Genomic DNA, 19,066 nt, shown 5'->3' with positions numbered 1-19,066 from the left:
CATTATGTCAATCCTTATTCTATGTATGAAAGCAATTTATCATAATAAAAAGGAGAGAGAATATGAGAAGAACAATCATGATTATTTGTCTCGTTCTAAGTATGGTATGGATTTCCGCATGTACTGCTGGAGTAGGAGAAGGTGAGAGTGGTAGCGCTGTACTACCAAGTCAGTTACCTAAAAATGTAGTGTTTAAAAATGGTACAATCTATACTTCAAATGAAAAGCAAGACATCGTAGAGGCTGTAGCCGTTAAAGAGGGGGAAATTATATTTGTTGGTTCAAACAAGGATGTAGAGGAATTTATAAATGAAGATACGAAAGTGGTGGATTTACAAGGACGTTTTATCCTTCCTGGTTTTGTGGACAATCATAATCATATATTTGAAGCAAAATCACCAGCAGCAGGAAATTGTAGTGTCTCACCAGATGCTTCTCTGCAAAAACAACGCTCGTATTTAAAGGCTTGTAAAAAAGGTGTGAAAGATGGCGAATGGATAAGTGGAACGGGGTTCAGTTTGGAAGCGTTGTTAAAAGATATGGACGAAAAATCAGAGCAACAAACCCCATTACAAGTTCTTGATGAGTTATTTCCTAATAATCCAGTATTAATTATGGAAAGAACCTCCCATTCTGTATGGGTTAATTCAAAGGCACTCGAGTTAGCTGGAATAAATAAAGATACAAAAGATCCACAAGGTGGAAGGATTATTCGGGATTCCGAGACAGGAGAACCGTTTGGTATTCTTTATGATACAGCAGGAGATATCGTGATGGAAAAAGCATGGAATTCTCAACCAAATCTGTTTGAAAAAAATTATGAAGGTTTATTAGACGGTTTAGATGAGGTTGCAAAGAATGGTATTACTACAGTTGGTGATGGACGTCTTTATTGGAAGCGAGGCTGGTTAGACGTTTGGAATAAAGTAAATGACGAAAAAAAGCTAACGTCACGCGTAGTACTTCGACCATGGGTATATCCAAATTTAAACGAAGCAGAACAAATGGAGTATTTCAAAAAAATTAAGCGTGATGATGTGTCATCCCGTATGCTTATTAATCAAGTGAAAATGTATAGTGATGGAATTAGTATTAATAGCACTGCTAAAACACTAGAAAAATATAAATTTGAATGGTTTACAGGAACTCCGTATGGGTTGAATTATATTCCAGAAGAAAAAATGAAATGGTGGTTAACCGAATTAAATAAAATTGGTTACGGTGCACTTATTCATACAATTGGAGATGCTGGGGTAAGAGAGAGTTTAAATGCGATTGAAGCAGCGAAAAAAGAAGGTGCAAACCAGCCTTATACACTTACGCATGTGGAAATGGTAGAAGATAGTGATATAGATCGTTTTGCTAAGTTAGGTATTAGCGCTGATTTTCAAGTAGGTCATGATTTTGCGGAAGATCCAAAACAAAGCTGGGCAAGTACGTATTTTACAAATCAGCAAATGAAACGAATTATGCCGTTAGGGCGAATTTGGAAAACCGGTGCGAATGTATCACTTAGTAGTGATTGGGATGTAAACGAACTGAATCCACTTGTGACGATTTCAAATGCATTAAGCATTGATGAAAAGGGCTTGTCTGATGTATACGCAGCTATTGATGCCTATACAATTAAGCCAGCTAAAGCGCTAGGTCTTGATAACATTACAGGTTCGATTGAAGTAGGCAAATCAGCTGATATGGTATTACTAAATGAAGATATTACTAAAATGAGTGCCGATAAGATTCCGAATGCGAAAGTTTTAGTGACGGTTTTACAAGGAGAAGTAGTGTATCACAAGGAGAAATAAAGAGTCACCTTATAAAGTTGCTACAAGTAAATGAATATATTCCTGTTGACCTTAACATGATGTCAAAGTATAGACTGGACATACATTCATATAAGGGGTGAACACGTATGAGAAATATAGAAAATAGTTTGTATTATATGCCTGCGGAATGGGAGAAACATGAAGGTACATGGCTCCAATGGCCACATGATAAAGCACATAGAGGTGAAGGTTATAGAGCTAAGTTAGATGATATTTGGATATCGATGGCAAAGGAGCTTCACTATGGAGAAAATGTCCATATTGTTGTATGTGATGAAGAAGAGAAAATACATGTCCAATCGAAGTTAATGGAAGCTAATGTAAATATGGATAAAATTGATTTCTTAATTCAAGAAACTGATGATATTTGGATAAGAGATAACGGACCAATCTTTGTAACGGATAAGGAAGGGAATCGCTGCCTAACGCACTGGATATTTAATGGTTGGGGAGATAAATATCCGTACGAAAACGACGCTAATATTCCGAATAAAATAAGTGAAATGTATCGCATTCCAAAAGTTGAATCTAGTGTCTGTCTAGAGGGCGGGGGAATTGAGATAAACGGAAACGGGACCTTAATGGCGGCGAAAACGTCTATTATAAATGAAAATCGAAATCCTACACTAAGTCAGAAAGAAATTGAAATAGAATTAACGAAATATTTAGGAGTAACGAATTTTATATGGATAACTGGTATACGCGGAGAAGATAATTATGATGAAGATACGGATTATCATATTGATGGCGCGGCACGGTTTGTAAATGAAAATACGATACTGTATGAATATGATCCTTTCGGTGAAGGAGAGCCATACCTTTTGGAGGCGTACGAAAAGCATTATCAAGAATTGCGACAAGCGAAAAATATAGATGGAAAGCCATTTCAGCTCATTCCAGTACCAGTAACAAGAAAAGTGGTAAAAGAAGCAGACTGTAAGGGTTCATATTTGAATTTTTATATTGGTAATGAAGTTGTATTGGTACCTATATACGGTGATGAACATGATAAATTAGGGCTTCAAATCATTGAAGGTCAATTTCCAGGGAGAAGAATTGTCGGTATATATGTTAACGAATTGTATGCATACGGTGGTATGATTCATTGTGTGACGCAGCAGCATATAGAATAGAGTAATTCAAATAAAAAGCATGCAGAGCATATACTCTGCATGCTTTTTATAATGTTGAAAACTCCTCAACAAGTTGAGTGAATTGTTTCAATGCACTTTCAATCGGTTCTGGCGTTGTTAAATCGACGCCAGCTTTTTTCAATAAGTTTAATGGGTAGTCTGAACTTCCACCTTTAAGGAATTCAATATAATTTTTCTGAGCATTCGGATCACCGCTTAATAGTTTATCAGCGATTTGAATGGCAGATGCGAATCCAGTTGCATATTTGTATACGTAAAACGGGCGATAGAAATGAGGGATTCTAGCCCATCCGTATTTTACTTCTTCATCAAATACAAGTGAATCACCGTTATATTCTTTAAATAGCTTTTCATAAATTTCACTGAATACTTGTGCATTTAATGGTTTACCTTGTTCAGCCATTTCATGTGTGATTTTTTCAAATTCTGCAAACATAATTTGTGTAAAGAAAGTACCTTTAAATTTCTCAATAAAATGGTTAACTAAATGGTTACGTACGTTCGTTTCTTTTGCTTCTTTTAATAAATAGTGAATTAATAACACTTCATTTACTGTTGAAGCGACTTCTGCGACAAAGATAGAATAATGTGCAGAAATTCGTGGTTGGTATCCATGTGAATAGTGCGTATGCATACCGTGTCCGCATTCATGAGTAAGAGTGAACAGGCTGTTTAAATCATCGTGATGATTTAAAAGAATGAAAGGGTGAACACCATATACACCAAAGTTATAAGCACCAGAACGTTTTCCTGGTGTTTCCCTTACGTCTATATATCTTTTATCTTTAAAACTTTTTAATGTTTCAATATATTCTTCTCCTAAAGGAGCTAGTGATGCAATCATAATGTCAAATGCTTCACTATATGGAATGTCTTGTTTTGCACCTTCTACTAAATCGACGCCTAAGTCGTATTGTCTTAGTTCATCTACGTTTAATTTTTCTTTTCGAATTTCATTGTATGTATGTAATGTTTGAATGTTTTTTTTCGTTGTATCAATTAGGTTTTCATATACTTCTTTCGGAACCATATCGCCAAATAATGATTTCTCTAGCGCTGATGGATAGTTTCTTAGCTTCGAAACAGTAACATTATTTTTAATAGCAGCAGATAAAGTAGATGCGATGGAATTCTTTAACTGAACATATGGTTTGTAATATGCTTTATAAGCTTCTTTACGCTTTTCACGATTCGTATCTTCTATTAACTTTGCATACATTCCGCGTGTTAAGTTCACTTTTTCTCCATCGTCAGTCGTCACTTCACCAAATAATATATCTGCATTGTTTAACATACCAAATGTGTGCTGTGGAGAAGAAAGAGCTTCACCCATCTGTGATAAAATTGCTTCTTGGTCCTTATTCAATACGTGTTTTTTATACCGATATAATTCAAATAAGTCTTCTTTATAATATTGTAAGCCTTCTGTTTCTTCTATGTAAGAATGTAATGTGCTTTCGTCTATGCTAAGTAAGAAGGGGGAAAAGAAAGATTTCGCCGCACTTACTTTCACGTGTAATTGTGATACTTTATCGACAAGAGATTGCGCGTCAGTATCGCGTGTATCAAGGTCAGATTGTAATCGTGCATAAGCGAACATTAAAGATATTATGCTAGAAATTTCTTCACTCTTCGTTAAATAAGCTAATAAACTATTGCCATCGTGAATATTGCCATTAAACTCGTGTAATTCCTTCGTTAATACTTCAATTTTATGAAAATCACTTTCCCAATCTTCAATTGTATGGTAAATGTCTGTTAAATCCCATTTTTCTATATCAGCTACTTGTAATCGATCTTTAAGTTCTGTCATAATCATTTCCTTTCTAAACATGTAGTTATATTTCTATATAACTATGAAATACAACAAATTGCAAAAAATCCCTGCTGAAAATTGAAAAGCCTTGCTAAAATAACAAGGCTTACATACTTATAGTGTAATTCCAAATTTTGAATGTAAAAGGTTTGTATATTGCATGTCTGTAACGGTTTCTTTCGTTTTTTTACCATTTTTCGCTACTGTAAGGCTATCTTTCGTTAAAGAGGCATGCCCATCTTCAGTTAGTTTTACAATAAGAGGTACTTTATTAAAGGGTGATCCTTCATGTTCAACGATAATTTTTTGTGCTGTATTTGCTTTTTCTTCATCCACTTCTTCTATATAAAATGCATAGCCTAACGTCCAATCATCAGCAGCAGATTGATCCAAGAACTCATTGTTTTTCCGCATCTCTAAAATGTAGTTTCCCTTTTCGGTCATTTCTTTACGAATACGATAATCTCCTGTAGCAGAGTGAATGACTTCACCTGAGAAAGGGACAGGGGCAAGAGGTAAGTATGATCCGAATCCTACTTCAATTAAATAAAGTTCATTATGATGGGTTAAAACGGTTGCGATATGGCCAGAATCAACAGCCCATATGGAGTTTGCAGCGTTATAAACTGTTCCTGAAACGAGATGAACATCGAATCCAGAATCTTTCAGGAAGTAATACATAGTAGGATTGAGTTCATAACAAAGACCGCCACGGTTATTTACTAAAATTTTCTCTTTCAAATTTTCTTTTGATATTTCTTTAAAATTCTTTTCGAGAATATTTAAGTTTTCAAAAGGAACAGTTTGTGCCATTGCGTACATAATGTTAGATAAATCTTCAAATAAAACTGTGTCTTTTTCTTCTATATGTAATCGTGCGAAAAATTGTTTTTGAAAGTCTGTCATCGAAATCCCTCCGTTATGCTTTTATAGGTAAATTGTAAACAATCTTGAATAGGATGTGAAATTAAAACTACGTTGAATATTTGAAATTAGATTAAAAATAATATGGGAGAGTGAGAGATTGCTACTTTACTAACGGTGGGACGAATATTATAATAATTCTGATAAACTATGCAAACGCTTTCTTGGAAGGGGATGGTGTACAGATGTTTAAAAGAATAACAATAGTCGGATTGTCGGTTGTTATGTTTTTACCTAGTATATATGAGGGGAGTAAAGCATATGCAGACACAGTTAACAATGGAACGTTAATGCAGTATTTTGAGTGGTATGCTCCGAATGATGGAAACCATTGGAATCGTTTGCGTACTGATGCTGAAAATTTAGCGGAAAAAGGAATTACATCTGTTTGGATACCACCTGCATATAAAGGAACTACGCAAAATGACGTAGGATATGGAGCATATGATTTATATGATTTGGGGGAATTCAATCAAAAGGGAACAGTGCGGACGAAATATGGGACGAAAGCACAATTGAAATCTGCAATTGACGCTTTACATAAGAAAAACATCGATGTATACGGTGATGTAGTTATGAATCATAAAGGTGGGGCTGATTATACAGAAACTGTCACAGCAGTTGAGGTAGACCCGAACAATCGAAATAATGAAGTATCAGGTGATTATGAAATTAGTGCGTGGACGGGATTTAACTTTCCAGGGCGTGGAGATTCTTATTCTAATTTCAAATGGAAATGGTATCATTTTGATGGAACGGATTGGGATGAAGGAAGGAAATTAAACCGAATTTATAAATTTAGGGGCATAGGTAAAGCATGGGACTGGGAAGTGTCTAGCGAGAATGGGAATTATGATTATTTGATGTATGCGGATCTTGATTTTGATCATCCAGATGTTGCGAATGAAATGAAAAAATGGGGAACGTGGTATGCGAATGAATTAAATTTAGATGGTTTTCGTTTAGATGCTGTTAAACATATTGATCATGAATATTTGCGCGATTGGGTAAATCACGTTAGACAGCAAACAGGGAAAGAAATGTTTACAGTAGCTGAATATTGGCAAAATGATATCCAGACTTTAAATAATTATTTAGCGAAGGTTAATTATAATCAATCTGTGTTCGATGCACCACTTCATTATAATTTTCATTATGCTTCAACAGGAAATGGAAATTATGATATGAGAAATATTTTAAAAGGAACGGTAGTTGCGAATCATCCTACACTTGCGGTTACTCTAGTTGAAAATCATGATTCACAGCCTGGTCAGTCATTGGAATCTGTAGTGAGCCCTTGGTTCAAACCGCTGGCATATGCATTTATTTTAACGCGTGCAGAGGGGTATCCTTCTGTTTTCTATGGTGATTACTATGGTACAAAAGGAAATAGTAACTATGAAATTCCAGCGTTAAAGGACAAAATTGATCCGATTTTGACGGCACGAAAAAACTTTGCATATGGTACGCAGCGTGATTATTTTGATCATCCGGATGTGATTGGCTGGACAAGAGAAGGTGATAGTGTACATGCTAATTCTGGTTTAGCAACATTAATCTCTGATGGACCAGGAGGGGCGAAGTGGATGGATGTTGGAAAGAATAACGCAGGGGAAGTATGGTACGATATTACGGGTAATCAAACAAATACTGTAACAATTAATAAGGACGGATGGGGGCAGTTCCAAGTAAGTGGAGGATCAGTTTCCATATATGTTCAACAATAATTTGGTGATGAAAAAGAAGAGGTAGACTGAAATATAAGTTTTCCTCTTCTTTTTATATTGTGCATATTTATCCCGCTATTTGTGGGAAGCCCGATTGGTGAGGGCTTATTAAAGTTTCACTTTATTTTTCATAAATCTTTATTGTAATAAAAGAGCTAGTCGACCTTTATAACAACAAGAGAGGCATTGGAATATATAATGTCACCCGTGGCTTCTCTTATTCGTACTCGAAGAACATCCCCTTGATTTAAAGGTAGTAAATCAGTTCTGGCGGATGTAGCTCTCACCCCAGAAGCACCACCAACTCGCGTTTCAATTGCGAATTGAATGGAATCGTTTATTGTAAGATTTAATATACTAGACGATATAGCTTGTATTACAAATACAATTGAAAAGGATACAGAGTACACGCCAGTGGTATCAATTGTAATAGAATTATTTAATGGATTTAGGGTAGTTCCACTAGCAGGTCCTGGAATGGTAAAATTAATATTTGTATTAACTACTGCTGAAAAACCGATTCCTACTTCAGAAGTTATTGTTCCAAATATGGGAAGAATCCCTAAACCTGTAACCCCAGTAGGACCAGTTATTCCGATTCCGGTAGGACCTGTAACCCCAGTAGGACCAGTTATTCCGATTCCGGTAGGACCTGTAACCCCAGTAGGACCAGTTATTCCGATTCCGGTAGGACCTGTAACCCCAGTAGGACCAGTTATTCCGATTCCGGTAGGACCTGTAACCCCAGTAGGACCAGTTATTCCGATTCCGGTAGGACCTGTAACCCCAGTAGGACCAGTTATTCCGATTCCGGTAGGACCTGTAACCCCAGTAGGACCAGTTATTCCGATTCCGGTAGGACCTGTAACCCCAGTAGGACCAGTTATTCCGATTCCGGTAGGACCTGTAACCCCAGTAGGACCAGTTATTCCGATTCCGGTAGGACCTGTAACCCCGGTAGGACCAGTTATTCCAATTCCGGTAAAACCTGTCGCGCCGGTAGGTCCTGTGATTCCAGTAGGTCCGGTGGGGAATGTAAATGGTGGAATTGATGGTAGTGTGGGACCGATTAAATTTGGTTCCAGAGCAGTTCCATGTAAAATACTATATTCTTCATTCATATAGTAAACCTCCTATTATTGCTTGTCATAATTATTAAATGTATCAGGGGAAGGAAATGACATTCGCAATAGCGGAGGCGCTTCTTATAATTTCTCCTCAGCGAATATAGGTCTAATTTAAGAAATATTGAAGTGTAGAGTTGCGTACTACTGAAGTATGGCACCTTTACTTCTCACGTAACATATAGTATGATGATTTCAATAAATTAGATTTCAATGACTATAATATAAATTAATGAGAGGTGCTTTTTGTGAGTGCGGTAGGTATTAAATAGGAAAAATTTAATGAAATAAATCGGATAAGACCAGGGGATTTTTATGTACATCATACCCCTAATTTTGTCATGCATTTATTTCAAAACCTATGAAGATACCTACAATACTTTATAAAGCGTGTAATAAGGGACTGCCATCTATTTTTTATGGCTTATTTCCTCATACGTTATTACACATGCCTTGTAAATGTAAAAGCTGCGGTATCCCCGCAGCTTTTTTGTATATGTTTTTATTGTATAATTATGGAATTTTATATATGACTCATTGGAATCTAATGAGTAGGTATCTTCATTTATGATAAAAATCAATCATAGTGAGGAGAAACAAAATGAATACGATGACTTTTGAAAAGTTACAATATAACGAATTAAAGGATATAGTGAAATCTTATTGTGTAAGTGGATTAGGTAAGGAATTATTAAACAAATTAGAGCCGAGTACGAGTATAAAAGTAGTGAGAAATCGGCTGAATGAAACGACAGAAGCACGAGCTATATTAGATGCAGAAGGGCATGTTCCTTTCTTCGGCATTTCTAATATTGCTAGTACAATTCAAAAATTAGAAAAAGGTATGATTTTAGATCCAGAAGAATTAGTGAGTGTTTCAGACTTTTTACGTGGATGTAGAAAGATTAAAAAGTTTATGTTAGATAAAGAATTTTTTGCACCAGTATTAGCTTCTTATGCAAATTCAATGACTGAATATAAAAGTATTGAAGAGGAAATTAACTTTTCAATTAAAGGAAATAGTATTGATGCAGCTGCAAGTAAAGAGTTAAAACGAATTCGAAATAATATCGATTCTGTAGATGGGAAAATAAAAGAACGTTTAACGAAGTTTTTAAATAGTAGTGCAAATAAGAAATTCATTCAGGAATTCTTTATTAGTAAAAAGGATGACCGTTATACGATTCCAATTAAATCTTCCTATAAAAACCAAGTTGCCGGAAGTATTATTGAAGCCTCGGCAAAAGGTTCTACTGTATTTATAGAACCGCATACGGTTACGAAATTGAATGCAGAACTAGCTGGTTTGAAAGCAGAAGAAGCGGTTGAAGAATATCAAATTTTAGCGACTTTATCAGGGATGGTATTAGAAAATATTTATAGTATAAAGATTAACATGGAGCTAATTAGTCAGTATGATATGGTATTTGCGAAAGCGAAGTTTAGTAAATCGATTGATGGAATAGAACCGAAGTTAAATGATCATGGCTACATTCATTTAGTGAATTGTAAGCATCCGCTTTTAACAGGGCAAGTTGTACCCTTGAATTTTAAAATTGGTCAAGAGTATCGTAGTTTAATTATTACAGGGCCGAATGCGGGCGGAAAGACAATTGTGTTAAAAACGATTGGATTGTTAACATTAGCTACAATGTCAGGTCTTCATATTGCAGGAGATAAAGGGACAGAAATCGCTATTTTTGAAAATGTATTTGTAGATATTGGTGATAATCAAAGTATCGAAAACGCACTAAGTACATTTTCATCTCATATGAAAAATCTTTCTGAGATTATGAGGATGTCAAATAATAATACGTTACTTTTATTTGATGAAATAGGGAGCGGTACAGAGCCAAATGAAGGTGCAGCACTTGCAATTTCTATTTTAGAAGAGTTGTACTTTGCGGGATGTATTACCGTTGCGAGTACGCATTACGGAGAAATTAAACGATTTTCAGAAATGCATGATGACTTTATGAATGCAGCGATGCAGTTTAATAGTGAAACGTTAGAGCCGCTTTATAAATTAGTTATCGGAAAATCAGGAGAAAGTAATGCACTTTGGATTGCGAATAAAATGAACGTAAAAGAACATGTACTGAAAAGGGCGAAAGAGTACATGGGAAATAAAGAGTACGCTTTAGAAAAAGTGAATGAAAGTAAAATTAGAAAACCGAAATTCGTACAAGAAAAAAGAGAATCTCATTATGAGTACAAAATCGGCGATCGTGTTAATTTATTGGATCATGATGATTTTGGTATCATCTATAAGGAAAAAGATAATTTTTATAACGTTGTTGTATATTATAACGGTGAATTCGTTGAAGTAAATGTAAAACGTATTACTTTAGAAGTAGCAGCGAAGGAGTTATATCCAGAAGGATACGATTTAAATACACTATTTGTTGATTATAAAGAAAGAAAAATGCAACACGATATTGAGCGCGGATCGAAAAAAGCACTGCGTAAAATTCAAAAAGAAATAAGAAAGAATAGAGGATAAGTTAAAATGGTAACGATTAGACAAGAACAAAAAAATGATTATAGAAAAACAGAAGAAGTCGTAAAAGAAGCATTTTTAAAGGAAGAATTTAGTGATAAAACAGAACATGAACTTGTAAAACGTATTAGAGAATGTGACGCGTTTGTTCCAGAGTTATCAATTGTTGCGGTAGATGAAGATATAGTTGGTCACATTATGTTATCGAAAATTACAATAGAACAAGATGGAACTTCTGTAGAATCGTTAGCGCTTGCACCAGTTTCAGTTGCTAGGGGGCATCAGAAAAAAGGAATTGGTGGAAAACTGATTGTAGCTGCATTAGAAAAAGCGAAAGAACTTGGATACGGATCAGTTGTAGTATTAGGACATCCAGAGTACTACCCGAAATTTGGTTTTAAGAAAGCAAGTGAGTGGAATATAAAAGCACCGTTTGAAGTGCCTGAAGAGGTATTTATGATAATGGAATTAACAGAAAATTCTCTTCGAGGTGTAAAAGGAATTGTACAATATTCGAGTGCTTTTGCTGAGTAGGAGTAACGGTTAAGAAATGTAATCATAAAAGATGCTATCTTTTTGTATGGATATACAGAAAGATAGCTTTTTTTATTAAGCGGATCTACTGACGTATATTTTGCTCAATGAATAATTGAGGTGGTAAAATTGATATAGAAACGTAAAGGGAGAGAATGAAATGAATAAGCGAGAAACAGATAGCAATGAGAATGCAGTTACGTTATATGTTACAAGACACGGTAAAACAATATTAAATACGAATCATCGCGCGCAAGGTTGGGCTGATTCTCCATTAGTAGAAAAAGGTGTTGAAGTTGCCACAAATTTAGGGACAGGATTAAAAGATATTCATTTTATGAATGCATATAGTAGTGATAGCGGCCGCGCAATTGAAACTGCTAATTTAGTATTAAAATATAGTGAGCAATCAAAATTAAAACTTGAGCAAAGAAAAGATTTGCGAGAATTAAATTTCGGTATTTTTGAAGGTGAAAAACTTGAGAATATGTGGGATGTGGTTGGAAAAGCTGCAGGCGTTGCATCACCAGAAGAACTTATGAAGTTTTCTATTCAAGAAGTGATTAATCTTATTAGAGTAGCAGATCCTACAAAACAGGCGGAAGATTGGGAATTATTTTCTACTCGCATAAAAGCTGAGATAGATAAAATTAGTGAAGAAGCTGCTGGAAATGGTGGCGGTAACGTTTTAGTTGTCGTTCATGGGCTTTTGATTACTACCTTAATAGAAATGTTAGACAGTAGCAAAACAAAACTTGGGGTGGAAAATGCTAGTGTGACGAAGATTGTATACCAAGATGGAACATATACAGTCGAGTCGGTTGGAGATATGAGTTATGTTGCAAAAGGGAAAGAAAGTGTGGAAATATAATTAAATCTCAAATAGAAATAAGAAAAGGAAGGTAGAGAAATCTAGCTTCCTTTTCATTTTGTGAATTATGGGATTAATAAAATCTTCCCTGTGCTTTTACGGCTCTCTAATAATTCATGAGCAAGAGCACCGTCTTGTAAAGAGAATGTAGTAGGATTTGAAATGTTTAATTTTCCAGTTGCGATCCAATCGAATAATTGAGTAGATCGTTTTTTACGTTCTTCATAAGTGGTAAGCACGTTCCAAAGGTCTCCACCAGTTAAAGTTTTTGAAGTATCCATAAGCATACGCGGATCAACTGGCGCAGGATTACCACCAGCCATTCCGTAAAATACGACAGTACCGCCAATTTTAGTAGCGTTAAAACTTTCCCCTAATGTAGAACCTACTGATTCATACACAACATTTACTCCAGTTCCATTAGTCATTTCAAGTACTTTCATATGCCATGCTTCGGTATATAAAAATACGTGATCGGCACCAGCTAATGTAGCTATCTTTGCTTTTTCTTTTGATGATGTAAGACCAATTACTGTTCCGCCCTGTAGTTTAATCATTTGAATAAGAAGTTGACCGACGCCACCAGCTGCAGCGTGTACTAAAGCTATATCACCTTGTTTTAGTTGATAGCTATCGTGCGTTAAATAATGTGCAGTTAATCCTTGTAATAAGACAGAAGCGGCTGTTTCAAAAGAAATAGAATCTGGTAGTGGGATTACTTTTTCAGATGGAACGGCAACTAGTTCTGCATTTGCAAATGGGACGTCCGCAAATGCAATACGGTCTCCTAGGTTGATAGTAGTAACGTCAGCTCCTACTTTTTCAACAATTCCAGCTCCTTCATAACCTAATACATAAGGCGGATTGCCAGCAAGATGATAATCGCCGCGGCGTCTATAAATATCAGCGAAGTTTAATCCGATTGCTTTCGTGCGGACAAGAATTTCATTTGGACTTATGATTGGATTGTGTATTTCTTTATAGTGTAGAACATTAGCGTCTCCGAATGTTTCGAAACAAAGTGCTTTCATATGGAATACCTCCATTTATATTGTTTATAGATGTTCTTTATCATACAATACAAATATCAATAGACAAAGAGGATTATTTCGATGGAATCAATCGGAAATATCGATTGAAAAGAGGGATGATAAATGGAAATAAAACAGTTAATTACATTTAAAGTAGCGGCACATACTTTGAACTTTACACAAACTGCGAAGAAATTAAACTTTGCCCAATCGAGCGTTACAGCACAAATTAAAACATTAGAGGCTGAGCTCGGTACACCACTATTTGAGAGATTAGGGAAACGTCTTTTCTTAACTGAAGCAGGTAGGAAGTTTCAACTATATGCCGACAAGATGATTGCACTCAGTAACGAAGCGAAAATGGCTGTGAAAGATGATGAAGAAATAGCAGGTACGTTAATAATTGGTGCACAAGAAAGTCAATGTACATACAGACTGCCTTCTATATTAAAGAAGTTTAAAGCACAATTTCCTCAAATAAAACTTATATTTAAACCAGCACACTCCAATAAAGATGCGAAGGAACAATTGATGGAGGGGAAAGTAGATCTTGCATTTATTTTGGACGAATGTAAAACAGAAGATGTTTTACATGTGGAACCACTTATGAAAGAAGAATTAAAAGTAGTAGCTGCTCCTACGCATCGTTTACTTGAACAACCTTCAGTTTCTATAAAAGATTTAGAGAGTGAAACACTTTTACTAACAGAATTAGGCTGCTCGTATCGGACTTTATTTGAAGAGCTATTTCGCGGGGAAGATGTATATCCAGCAAATAAAATTGAATTTGTGAGTGTTGAAGCAATTAAACAATGTGTTATTGCAGATTTAGGTATAGCCATTTTACCAGCGATAGTAGTAGAAAAAGATATACGGGAAGGGACGTTAAAGGAGTTAATGTTAAACGAAACAATATCTCCAATTTATACACAAATTGCTTGGCATAAAGATAAATGGATGACAGCACCACTGCAGCCATTTATTGATGTAACGAGGGAGTTCTTTACAACGGATTAAGTGGAGAAATATTTATTTTATAAAAAGAAAAAATGGCAATTTTGTATAAAGAACTGATGCTTGCATGTAACAAGTATCGGTTCTTTTATGTTTGAAATAAAGGATGTCTTCAAATTTGTATTTCTCAACTTTTTTTCTTAAAAGGATAAGTAAATTTCTTTGTATATTCCAATAATCGTAAGGGAATTTACAACTTTTATTCGTTTCTGTAAGATGCCTCTAGGCAGCATGAAAGGAGGGGCGTACATAGGGGATAGATAAACGTACTTATTTTGAGGGAGGAGATTTACAATGTTTAAAAAGCTAATGAAAGTATGTGTGTTAAGTGCAGCGAGTGTAGGGGTATTATTTAGTTTCCAAGGAAGTACATTTGCAGCTACTGATTTAAGCAGTTATTATGACGGGAAGAATCCAGCAACAACGAAAGTATACGGGGGAAGTACGACGTGTGATGCAGATGGATTTAATGCAAAATCTACAGCTGTATATGAAGGTAGTAAAAAAGTAGGGACAGTGTATTTACGTTACAGTAATAAATGTCATGCAGCATGGGCTAAGTTTGTTTTAGATCAACCAGCACCAGCTGTTTCGGGAGGAGTGTACGCGTACGCTGTTGTGAATAAATACAAAAATGGTGTATTCCAAAAATCAGTTACTTCTAATCAGGGGAACGGCACAATAAAAACAGGTCAAACGAGCACTTATACAGGAATGGTATTTGATTTAACTGCTGATTTCGGATACACAGCAGATGCTGAAGCAGTTACGTTTAATAACGGTTACGGGAAAACAGCACGTTATTAATAAAGGAGTGAAAAGATATGAAACTTTTAAAAAAGACGAGTGCATGTTTATTGCTATCTTTACTCGTTGTAACTAGTATGTTTAGCACGACTAATAGCGATAAAGCATACGCAGAAGACCATTCATATGATGGGAAAAGTCCTTATTATAACAGCTGTGATCAATCTGCAGTAACGAAAGAAAAGAAGTGGATTGATTCAAATTCTTATGTGGAATTAAAATTTAGCACGACGTGTAAAACAGCGTGGGCAAAAGTTACTGTAACTCGCCTGGCAGTTTATAATAATGAAGCTGATGCAAGGATTGTTAGAAAAACAGATGGAAAGGCATACACTTGCGGAAGTGCTGGAGGAAATGGTGTTGTAAATAAAGGGCAAACATCATGCTATACACCAATGGTATATGATTTAGATCCAAGAAAGGCACAAGCACAAGGGAAACATGCAATTCCGAATAGTGATGCATATAATTATGCGGAGACTATTTGGTATTAATACGATTATACATGTTTTAAGAGCTGTTATTTGATATAAAAATGAAAGAGCCTTACTGCATTTTATTGTGGTAAGGTTCTTTAAATTTGTTTAATAGATTAACTGCATCCATTTACAAAGGTCTCTCTATATAATCGCTTTTAAGTATGGCCATAATAATTTCATCTGAGTATGTATCGTTATAAAATAAAGATTGACGTAAGGTTCCTTCTTTTACAAAACCAACTTTTTTATAAGCTTTAATTCCGCGTAAATTATGGCTAAATACTTCTAACTGTAAACGATTTAATGATAGTTGTTCAAAAACAAATCTTAAAACTATTTTAATAGCTTCCGTTCCATAGCCTTGTCCTGTTAATGCTATTGAAAGCATTGATATTCTGAATCCTGCTCTTTTGTTCTCCTCATCGATATCTAAAATCGACAACTCTCCAATCATCTTGTCAGTACTTTGTAAACAAATAGCGAAATCATAGCGACTTGAATCATTATTTATATGATCTATATGTTTCGTAATTTGCTCCAATGAAAAAGTGGACTTAGTTCCAGTCATATATCTTATTTCATCATCCATTGTACTTTCTAATATAATAGGAGCATCTAGCTGACAAAGAGGCCTTAAATAAATTCTCTCGCTCTCTAATCTCATTATAATTTTCTCCTTTAGTTAGTAATTGAATGTATAAATACTTAACTTTCTTCAATGAGTTACATAAAAAATATGAATCTTAATTCGACGTTACATGAATTTTATAATGGCATGGTATACCTAAAACAAATAATAAATGTTTTATACACAACAAAATGTATCAACGAGTTTTTTGATCATACTATTATTCTTGCTGCTCATTCCGCTTTTAAATGAACACGAATGTATTAACTAAGGTCTGTATCAGGAGGAGTATATCCAAGGTGACGAGCCATAGATACAATTTGTCCTTTATGGTGAAATTCATGCGTCTCCGTATGAGTTAAAAGCCATAGCGGAGTTGTGCTCCAAGGTTCTTTTTGCCATTTCACTTCATTTGCTATATTTTCGAGCCAACGGTCATTGTATTCATCTAAAAAACGTTGTACAGTCTCATCTACTAACTTAAATCTAGCGCGAACTTTTTCCACATCTGCATGCTCAATTTCGTAATCGCTAGCAAATGAAAAATCTGCTCTTTTTTGCTTGAATGCGAATGATCCAAGCCAGTATCGATAGCAATCGGCTACATGAATATGAGTCTTTATAATGCTACCGCTTCCGAAATTAGAAACTGTGCTATGTAATTTTTCTACTGGGATTTCTTCCAAAAACGAAAATAGAGTTTCTCTTGTAGAGCTAATAAGATTATATTGTTGTTTTAAAATATGTAACATGCAAGTACACTCCTCTTTTATTAACATAGTAAGTAATTCTATATTTACGAGGAGTGAACCTTTTTATTATTTTTAATAAGCATATTAGATGTATTTCTTATTTGTTTCTGATAGATTAAACAAGGTGAAACTTTAGTAAGTTGAACATTCTTAGTTCATAATAAATTGTACATCAAGAAGGGGAACGATAAAATGAATAGACTAGTGGGTTTAAAACAATTTGAAATAACGCGCGGGGCGTTACTTAAATTTATGGAAACGTTAGATGATAAAACTGTGGATACGCAGCCAGAGGGTTTTAACAATACAATTCGTTGGCATATCGGTCACGTGTTAACAGCAGCAGAGACTTTCATGTTCGGAAGAGAATTTAAACAATTGCCAACTGAATATCCAGGTATGTTTGGATATGGATCAAGACCATCTAAATGGACGACAGAAGGACCATCGTTAGAAGTGTTAACGGCTCAATTAAAAGAACAAGCAAAACGTATTAACGAAATTCCAGCAGAAGCATTTGAAAATAAACTGCCAGAGCCATTCCTAGGATTGGAAACAGTAGGGGAGCTTTACGGTATGATGCTTTATCATGAAGCTGATCATATTGGGCAAATGAAAGCGATGGAACGTATTATTAAAGCTCTTTAGTCTTAATTGCATATAACAAGCAATACAGTTGTAATGTTAAATAATATATACAAAAAAGGTAGATAAATTATTATCTACCTTTTTTGTATAACTTCTTGAAGGATTAGAGAATTTTATAATTTTTTATGTTGTGATTATTAATTATAGTATTCCTAAATATGGAATATACGTATAATAATAGAGAAGAACTAGAAATAGGGGTGAATACTATGATTACATTAGAGCAAAAGTTGGAGCAATATAAACATACATATATACAGTTAAAGGGAGAACTTAAATGGAAAACGAGTGATTCTCGAACAGGAATGATGATTGCTGCTATGTATGCAGGTAGTGATAAATTGTTTGATCTCGGACGTTTTTTAGAAATTAGTAGTTATATTAAGAATCAGGTAGGGATGTTTTCATACTTAAAGTCTTATCATCGTTTTGTAGTGGCCGCAACATTAGATATTCACTTTACAGATTACAAGGAAGCTTTTCGGAAGTTTTTAGATTTATATGAACAATTGGTCACTGGTGGCTTTAGCCGGAGTATATTTACTTATCTCGCAGCAGCTGTGCTTTTAACAGAAGAAAATGAACAGCATGGCGCGCACATTCAGCGTTCGATGCAAGTATATAAACGCATGAAAAAGGATCACCTCTTTCTTACAAGTACAAATGATTATCCGCTCGCAGTTTTATTAGCAGGACAATCAGAGCATGTAGAAACACTTATGGACCGAGTGGAACGTCTTTATCAGAAACTAGCGACAGCTGGTTTGCGTAAAGGGAATGATCTTCAATTTTTGAGTCATATTCTTTCACTAAAGAAGGATGTCAGGGAAGAACTATTAGTTGCAAAATGTACAAATATATGGAATTTGTTAAAGCAAGAAAAGGTAAAAGTAAAACAGATGCATTACCCAGCTATCGGGCTACTAGCGTTACTCGAGGACGGAGAAAAAGAGATTCATTCTATTCGAGCATTTATTGAAAAATTGCAGGGGGATAAATTGTTCCGTTGGCATACAGATACAACTATTCTTATTGCTATTCAACTGTTCGTAAGTCAGAAAGGTGAGGAAAGTAAAGCTACTAACACAGGTTTACAAACAATGATAGAAGTCCTCATACAAGCACAACAGGCAGCCATGATGGCAACGATTGCCGCTTCATCTGTAGCAACATCTTCTGCTAGTAGCAGTTCATAATGTGTAATTGCTTATACTCTTGTAAATTATAACTC

General features: G+C 35.1%; 17 protein-coding genes and 1 pseudogene. 11 read left to right on the top strand and 7 right to left on the bottom strand.

What is annotated here, in order from left to right; all coding sequences use genetic code 11:
* Nucleotides 1-62 precede the first annotated feature (62 nt).
* Together V7S45_RS17010 and V7S45_RS17005 are read left to right on the top strand one after the other, a co-directional pair.
* A complete protein-coding gene (locus V7S45_RS17010; RefSeq protein WP_025687413.1) occupies nucleotides 63-1,805 on the top strand; it encodes an amidohydrolase family protein in 1,743 nt (580 codons plus the stop codon).
* Nucleotides 1,806-1,912: 107 nt separating this feature from the next.
* On the top strand, nucleotides 1,913-2,959 hold the full coding sequence (locus tag V7S45_RS17005) for an agmatine deiminase family protein (protein WP_001244202.1): 1,047 nt from the start codon (nucleotides 1,913-1,915) through the stop codon (nucleotides 2,957-2,959).
* Between the two features lie 46 nt (nucleotides 2,960-3,005).
* Here V7S45_RS17005 and pepF read toward each other — a convergent pair whose 3' ends face one another.
* Together pepF and V7S45_RS16995 are read right to left on the bottom strand one after the other, a co-directional pair.
* The gene (pepF, locus tag V7S45_RS17000) at nucleotides 3,006-4,793 is read right to left on the bottom strand and encodes an oligoendopeptidase F (protein WP_000137535.1); all 1,788 of its coding nucleotides are present in this window, start codon (nucleotides 4,791-4,793) and stop codon (nucleotides 3,006-3,008) included.
* Between the two features lie 117 nt (nucleotides 4,794-4,910).
* Nucleotides 4,911-5,702: an arylamine N-acetyltransferase gene (locus V7S45_RS16995; protein WP_000129185.1), complete on the bottom strand. Its 792-nt coding sequence runs from the start codon at nucleotides 5,700-5,702 to the stop codon at nucleotides 4,911-4,913.
* A 203-nt stretch (nucleotides 5,703-5,905) separates the two neighbouring features.
* Here V7S45_RS16995 and amyS point away from each other — a divergent pair, with 203 nt between their 5' ends.
* Nucleotides 5,906-7,447, top strand: coding sequence for an alpha-amylase (gene amyS, locus V7S45_RS16990; protein WP_000476405.1), 1,542 nt, complete (start codon nucleotides 5,906-5,908; stop codon nucleotides 7,445-7,447).
* A gap of 155 nt (nucleotides 7,448-7,602) precedes the next feature.
* Here the strand turns inward: amyS and V7S45_RS16985 are convergent, their stop codons facing one another.
* Nucleotides 7,603-8,256, bottom strand: a complete 654-nt coding sequence (locus tag V7S45_RS16985; RefSeq protein WP_342761915.1) for an exosporium leader peptide — start codon at nucleotides 8,254-8,256, stop codon at nucleotides 7,603-7,605.
* Between the two features lie 75 nt (nucleotides 8,257-8,331).
* Nucleotides 8,332-8,568, bottom strand: a pseudogene (betA, locus tag V7S45_RS16980) (collagen-like exosporium glycoprotein BetA); the annotation flags it as partial.
* 604 nt (nucleotides 8,569-9,172) lie between these two features.
* Between betA and V7S45_RS16975 the strand changes: the two are divergent.
* The 3 genes from V7S45_RS16975 to V7S45_RS16965 all read left to right on the top strand — a co-directional run bounded on the left by V7S45_RS16975 (nucleotide 9,173) and on the right by V7S45_RS16965 (nucleotide 12,476).
* Nucleotides 9,173-11,074 (top strand): mannonate oxidoreductase, encoded by a 1,902-nt coding sequence (locus tag V7S45_RS16975; RefSeq protein ID WP_001095187.1) that lies wholly within the window; start codon nucleotides 9,173-9,175, stop codon nucleotides 11,072-11,074.
* Nucleotides 11,075-11,080: 6 nt separating this feature from the next.
* Nucleotides 11,081-11,605, top strand: coding sequence for an N-acetyltransferase (locus V7S45_RS16970; protein ID WP_000256470.1), 525 nt, complete (start codon nucleotides 11,081-11,083; stop codon nucleotides 11,603-11,605).
* 160 nt (nucleotides 11,606-11,765) lie between these two features.
* Nucleotides 11,766-12,476: a histidine phosphatase family protein gene (locus tag V7S45_RS16965; RefSeq protein WP_001042044.1), complete on the top strand. Its 711-nt coding sequence runs from the start codon at nucleotides 11,766-11,768 to the stop codon at nucleotides 12,474-12,476.
* 65 nt (nucleotides 12,477-12,541) lie between these two features.
* Here the strand turns inward: V7S45_RS16965 and V7S45_RS16960 are convergent, their stop codons facing one another.
* Nucleotides 12,542-13,507 (bottom strand): quinone oxidoreductase, encoded by a 966-nt coding sequence (locus V7S45_RS16960; RefSeq protein WP_000645274.1) that lies wholly within the window; start codon nucleotides 13,505-13,507, stop codon nucleotides 12,542-12,544.
* Nucleotides 13,508-13,630: 123 nt separating this feature from the next.
* Between V7S45_RS16960 and V7S45_RS16955 the strand changes: the two genes are divergently transcribed.
* From V7S45_RS16955 to V7S45_RS16945, 3 genes are all read left to right on the top strand, one after another.
* Nucleotides 13,631-14,524, top strand: a complete 894-nt coding sequence (locus V7S45_RS16955) for a LysR family transcriptional regulator (RefSeq protein WP_342761429.1) — start codon at nucleotides 13,631-13,633, stop codon at nucleotides 14,522-14,524.
* Between the two features lie 291 nt (nucleotides 14,525-14,815).
* The gene (locus V7S45_RS16950) at nucleotides 14,816-15,328 is read left to right on the top strand and encodes a YjfA family protein (protein WP_000473741.1); all 513 of its coding nucleotides are present in this window, start codon (nucleotides 14,816-14,818) and stop codon (nucleotides 15,326-15,328) included.
* Between the two features lie 17 nt (nucleotides 15,329-15,345).
* Entirely contained in the window at nucleotides 15,346-15,822 is a 477-nt protein-coding gene (locus V7S45_RS16945) for a DUF2690 domain-containing protein (protein ID WP_000771162.1), read from the top strand.
* 112 nt (nucleotides 15,823-15,934) lie between these two features.
* Here the strand turns inward: V7S45_RS16945 and V7S45_RS16940 are convergent, their stop codons facing one another.
* On the bottom strand, nucleotides 15,935-16,471 hold the full coding sequence (locus V7S45_RS16940; RefSeq protein ID WP_001235430.1) for a GNAT family protein: 537 nt from the start codon (nucleotides 16,469-16,471) through the stop codon (nucleotides 15,935-15,937).
* Nucleotides 16,472-16,698: 227 nt separating this feature from the next.
* The gene (locus V7S45_RS16935; protein WP_000902408.1) at nucleotides 16,699-17,187 is read right to left on the bottom strand and encodes a DinB family protein; all 489 of its coding nucleotides are present in this window, start codon (nucleotides 17,185-17,187) and stop codon (nucleotides 16,699-16,701) included.
* Between the two features lie 192 nt (nucleotides 17,188-17,379).
* Between V7S45_RS16935 and V7S45_RS16930 the strand changes: the two genes are divergently transcribed.
* Nucleotides 17,380-17,835, top strand: a complete 456-nt coding sequence (locus V7S45_RS16930) for a DinB family protein (RefSeq protein ID WP_001081123.1) — start codon at nucleotides 17,380-17,382, stop codon at nucleotides 17,833-17,835.
* Nucleotides 17,836-17,993: 158 nt separating this feature from the next.
* Entirely contained in the window at nucleotides 17,994-19,031 is a 1,038-nt protein-coding gene (locus V7S45_RS16925) for a DUF4003 domain-containing protein (RefSeq protein WP_002026170.1), read from the top strand.
* Nucleotides 19,032-19,066 lie beyond the last annotated feature (35 nt).

The sequence above is a fragment of the Bacillus sp. BR3(2024) genome (assembly GCF_039134555.1).
GTDB lineage: Bacteria > Bacillota > Bacilli > Bacillales > Bacillaceae_G > Bacillus_A > Bacillus_A cereus.
This window is presented reverse-complemented; position numbering and strand designations above follow the sequence as displayed.

Coding starts and splice junctions, on each gene's coding strand:
- V7S45_RS17010 (WP_025687413.1), top strand. CDS start 63: ATGAGAAGAACAATCATGATTATTTGTCTCGTTCTAAGTATGGTATGG.
- V7S45_RS17005 (WP_001244202.1), top strand. CDS start 1,913: ATGAGAAATATAGAAAATAGTTTGTATTATATGCCTGCGGAATGGGAG.
- pepF (WP_000137535.1), bottom strand. CDS start 4,793: ATGACAGAACTTAAAGATCGATTACAAGTAGCTGATATAGAAAAATGG.
- V7S45_RS16995 (WP_000129185.1), bottom strand. CDS start 5,702: ATGACAGACTTTCAAAAACAATTTTTCGCACGATTACATATAGAAGAA.
- amyS (WP_000476405.1), top strand. CDS start 5,906: ATGTTTAAAAGAATAACAATAGTCGGATTGTCGGTTGTTATGTTTTTA.
- V7S45_RS16975 (WP_001095187.1), top strand. CDS start 9,173: ATGAATACGATGACTTTTGAAAAGTTACAATATAACGAATTAAAGGAT.
- V7S45_RS16970 (WP_000256470.1), top strand. CDS start 11,081: ATGGTAACGATTAGACAAGAACAAAAAAATGATTATAGAAAAACAGAA.
- V7S45_RS16965 (WP_001042044.1), top strand. CDS start 11,766: ATGAATAAGCGAGAAACAGATAGCAATGAGAATGCAGTTACGTTATAT.
- V7S45_RS16960 (WP_000645274.1), bottom strand. CDS start 13,507: ATGAAAGCACTTTGTTTCGAAACATTCGGAGACGCTAATGTTCTACAC.
- V7S45_RS16955 (WP_342761429.1), top strand. CDS start 13,631: ATGGAAATAAAACAGTTAATTACATTTAAAGTAGCGGCACATACTTTG.
- V7S45_RS16950 (WP_000473741.1), top strand. CDS start 14,816: ATGTTTAAAAAGCTAATGAAAGTATGTGTGTTAAGTGCAGCGAGTGTA.
- V7S45_RS16945 (WP_000771162.1), top strand. CDS start 15,346: ATGAAACTTTTAAAAAAGACGAGTGCATGTTTATTGCTATCTTTACTC.
- V7S45_RS16940 (WP_001235430.1), bottom strand. CDS start 16,471: ATGAGATTAGAGAGCGAGAGAATTTATTTAAGGCCTCTTTGTCAGCTA.
- V7S45_RS16935 (WP_000902408.1), bottom strand. CDS start 17,187: ATGTTACATATTTTAAAACAACAATATAATCTTATTAGCTCTACAAGA.
- V7S45_RS16930 (WP_001081123.1), top strand. CDS start 17,380: ATGAATAGACTAGTGGGTTTAAAACAATTTGAAATAACGCGCGGGGCG.
- V7S45_RS16925 (WP_002026170.1), top strand. CDS start 17,994: ATGGAATATACGTATAATAATAGAGAAGAACTAGAAATAGGGGTGAAT.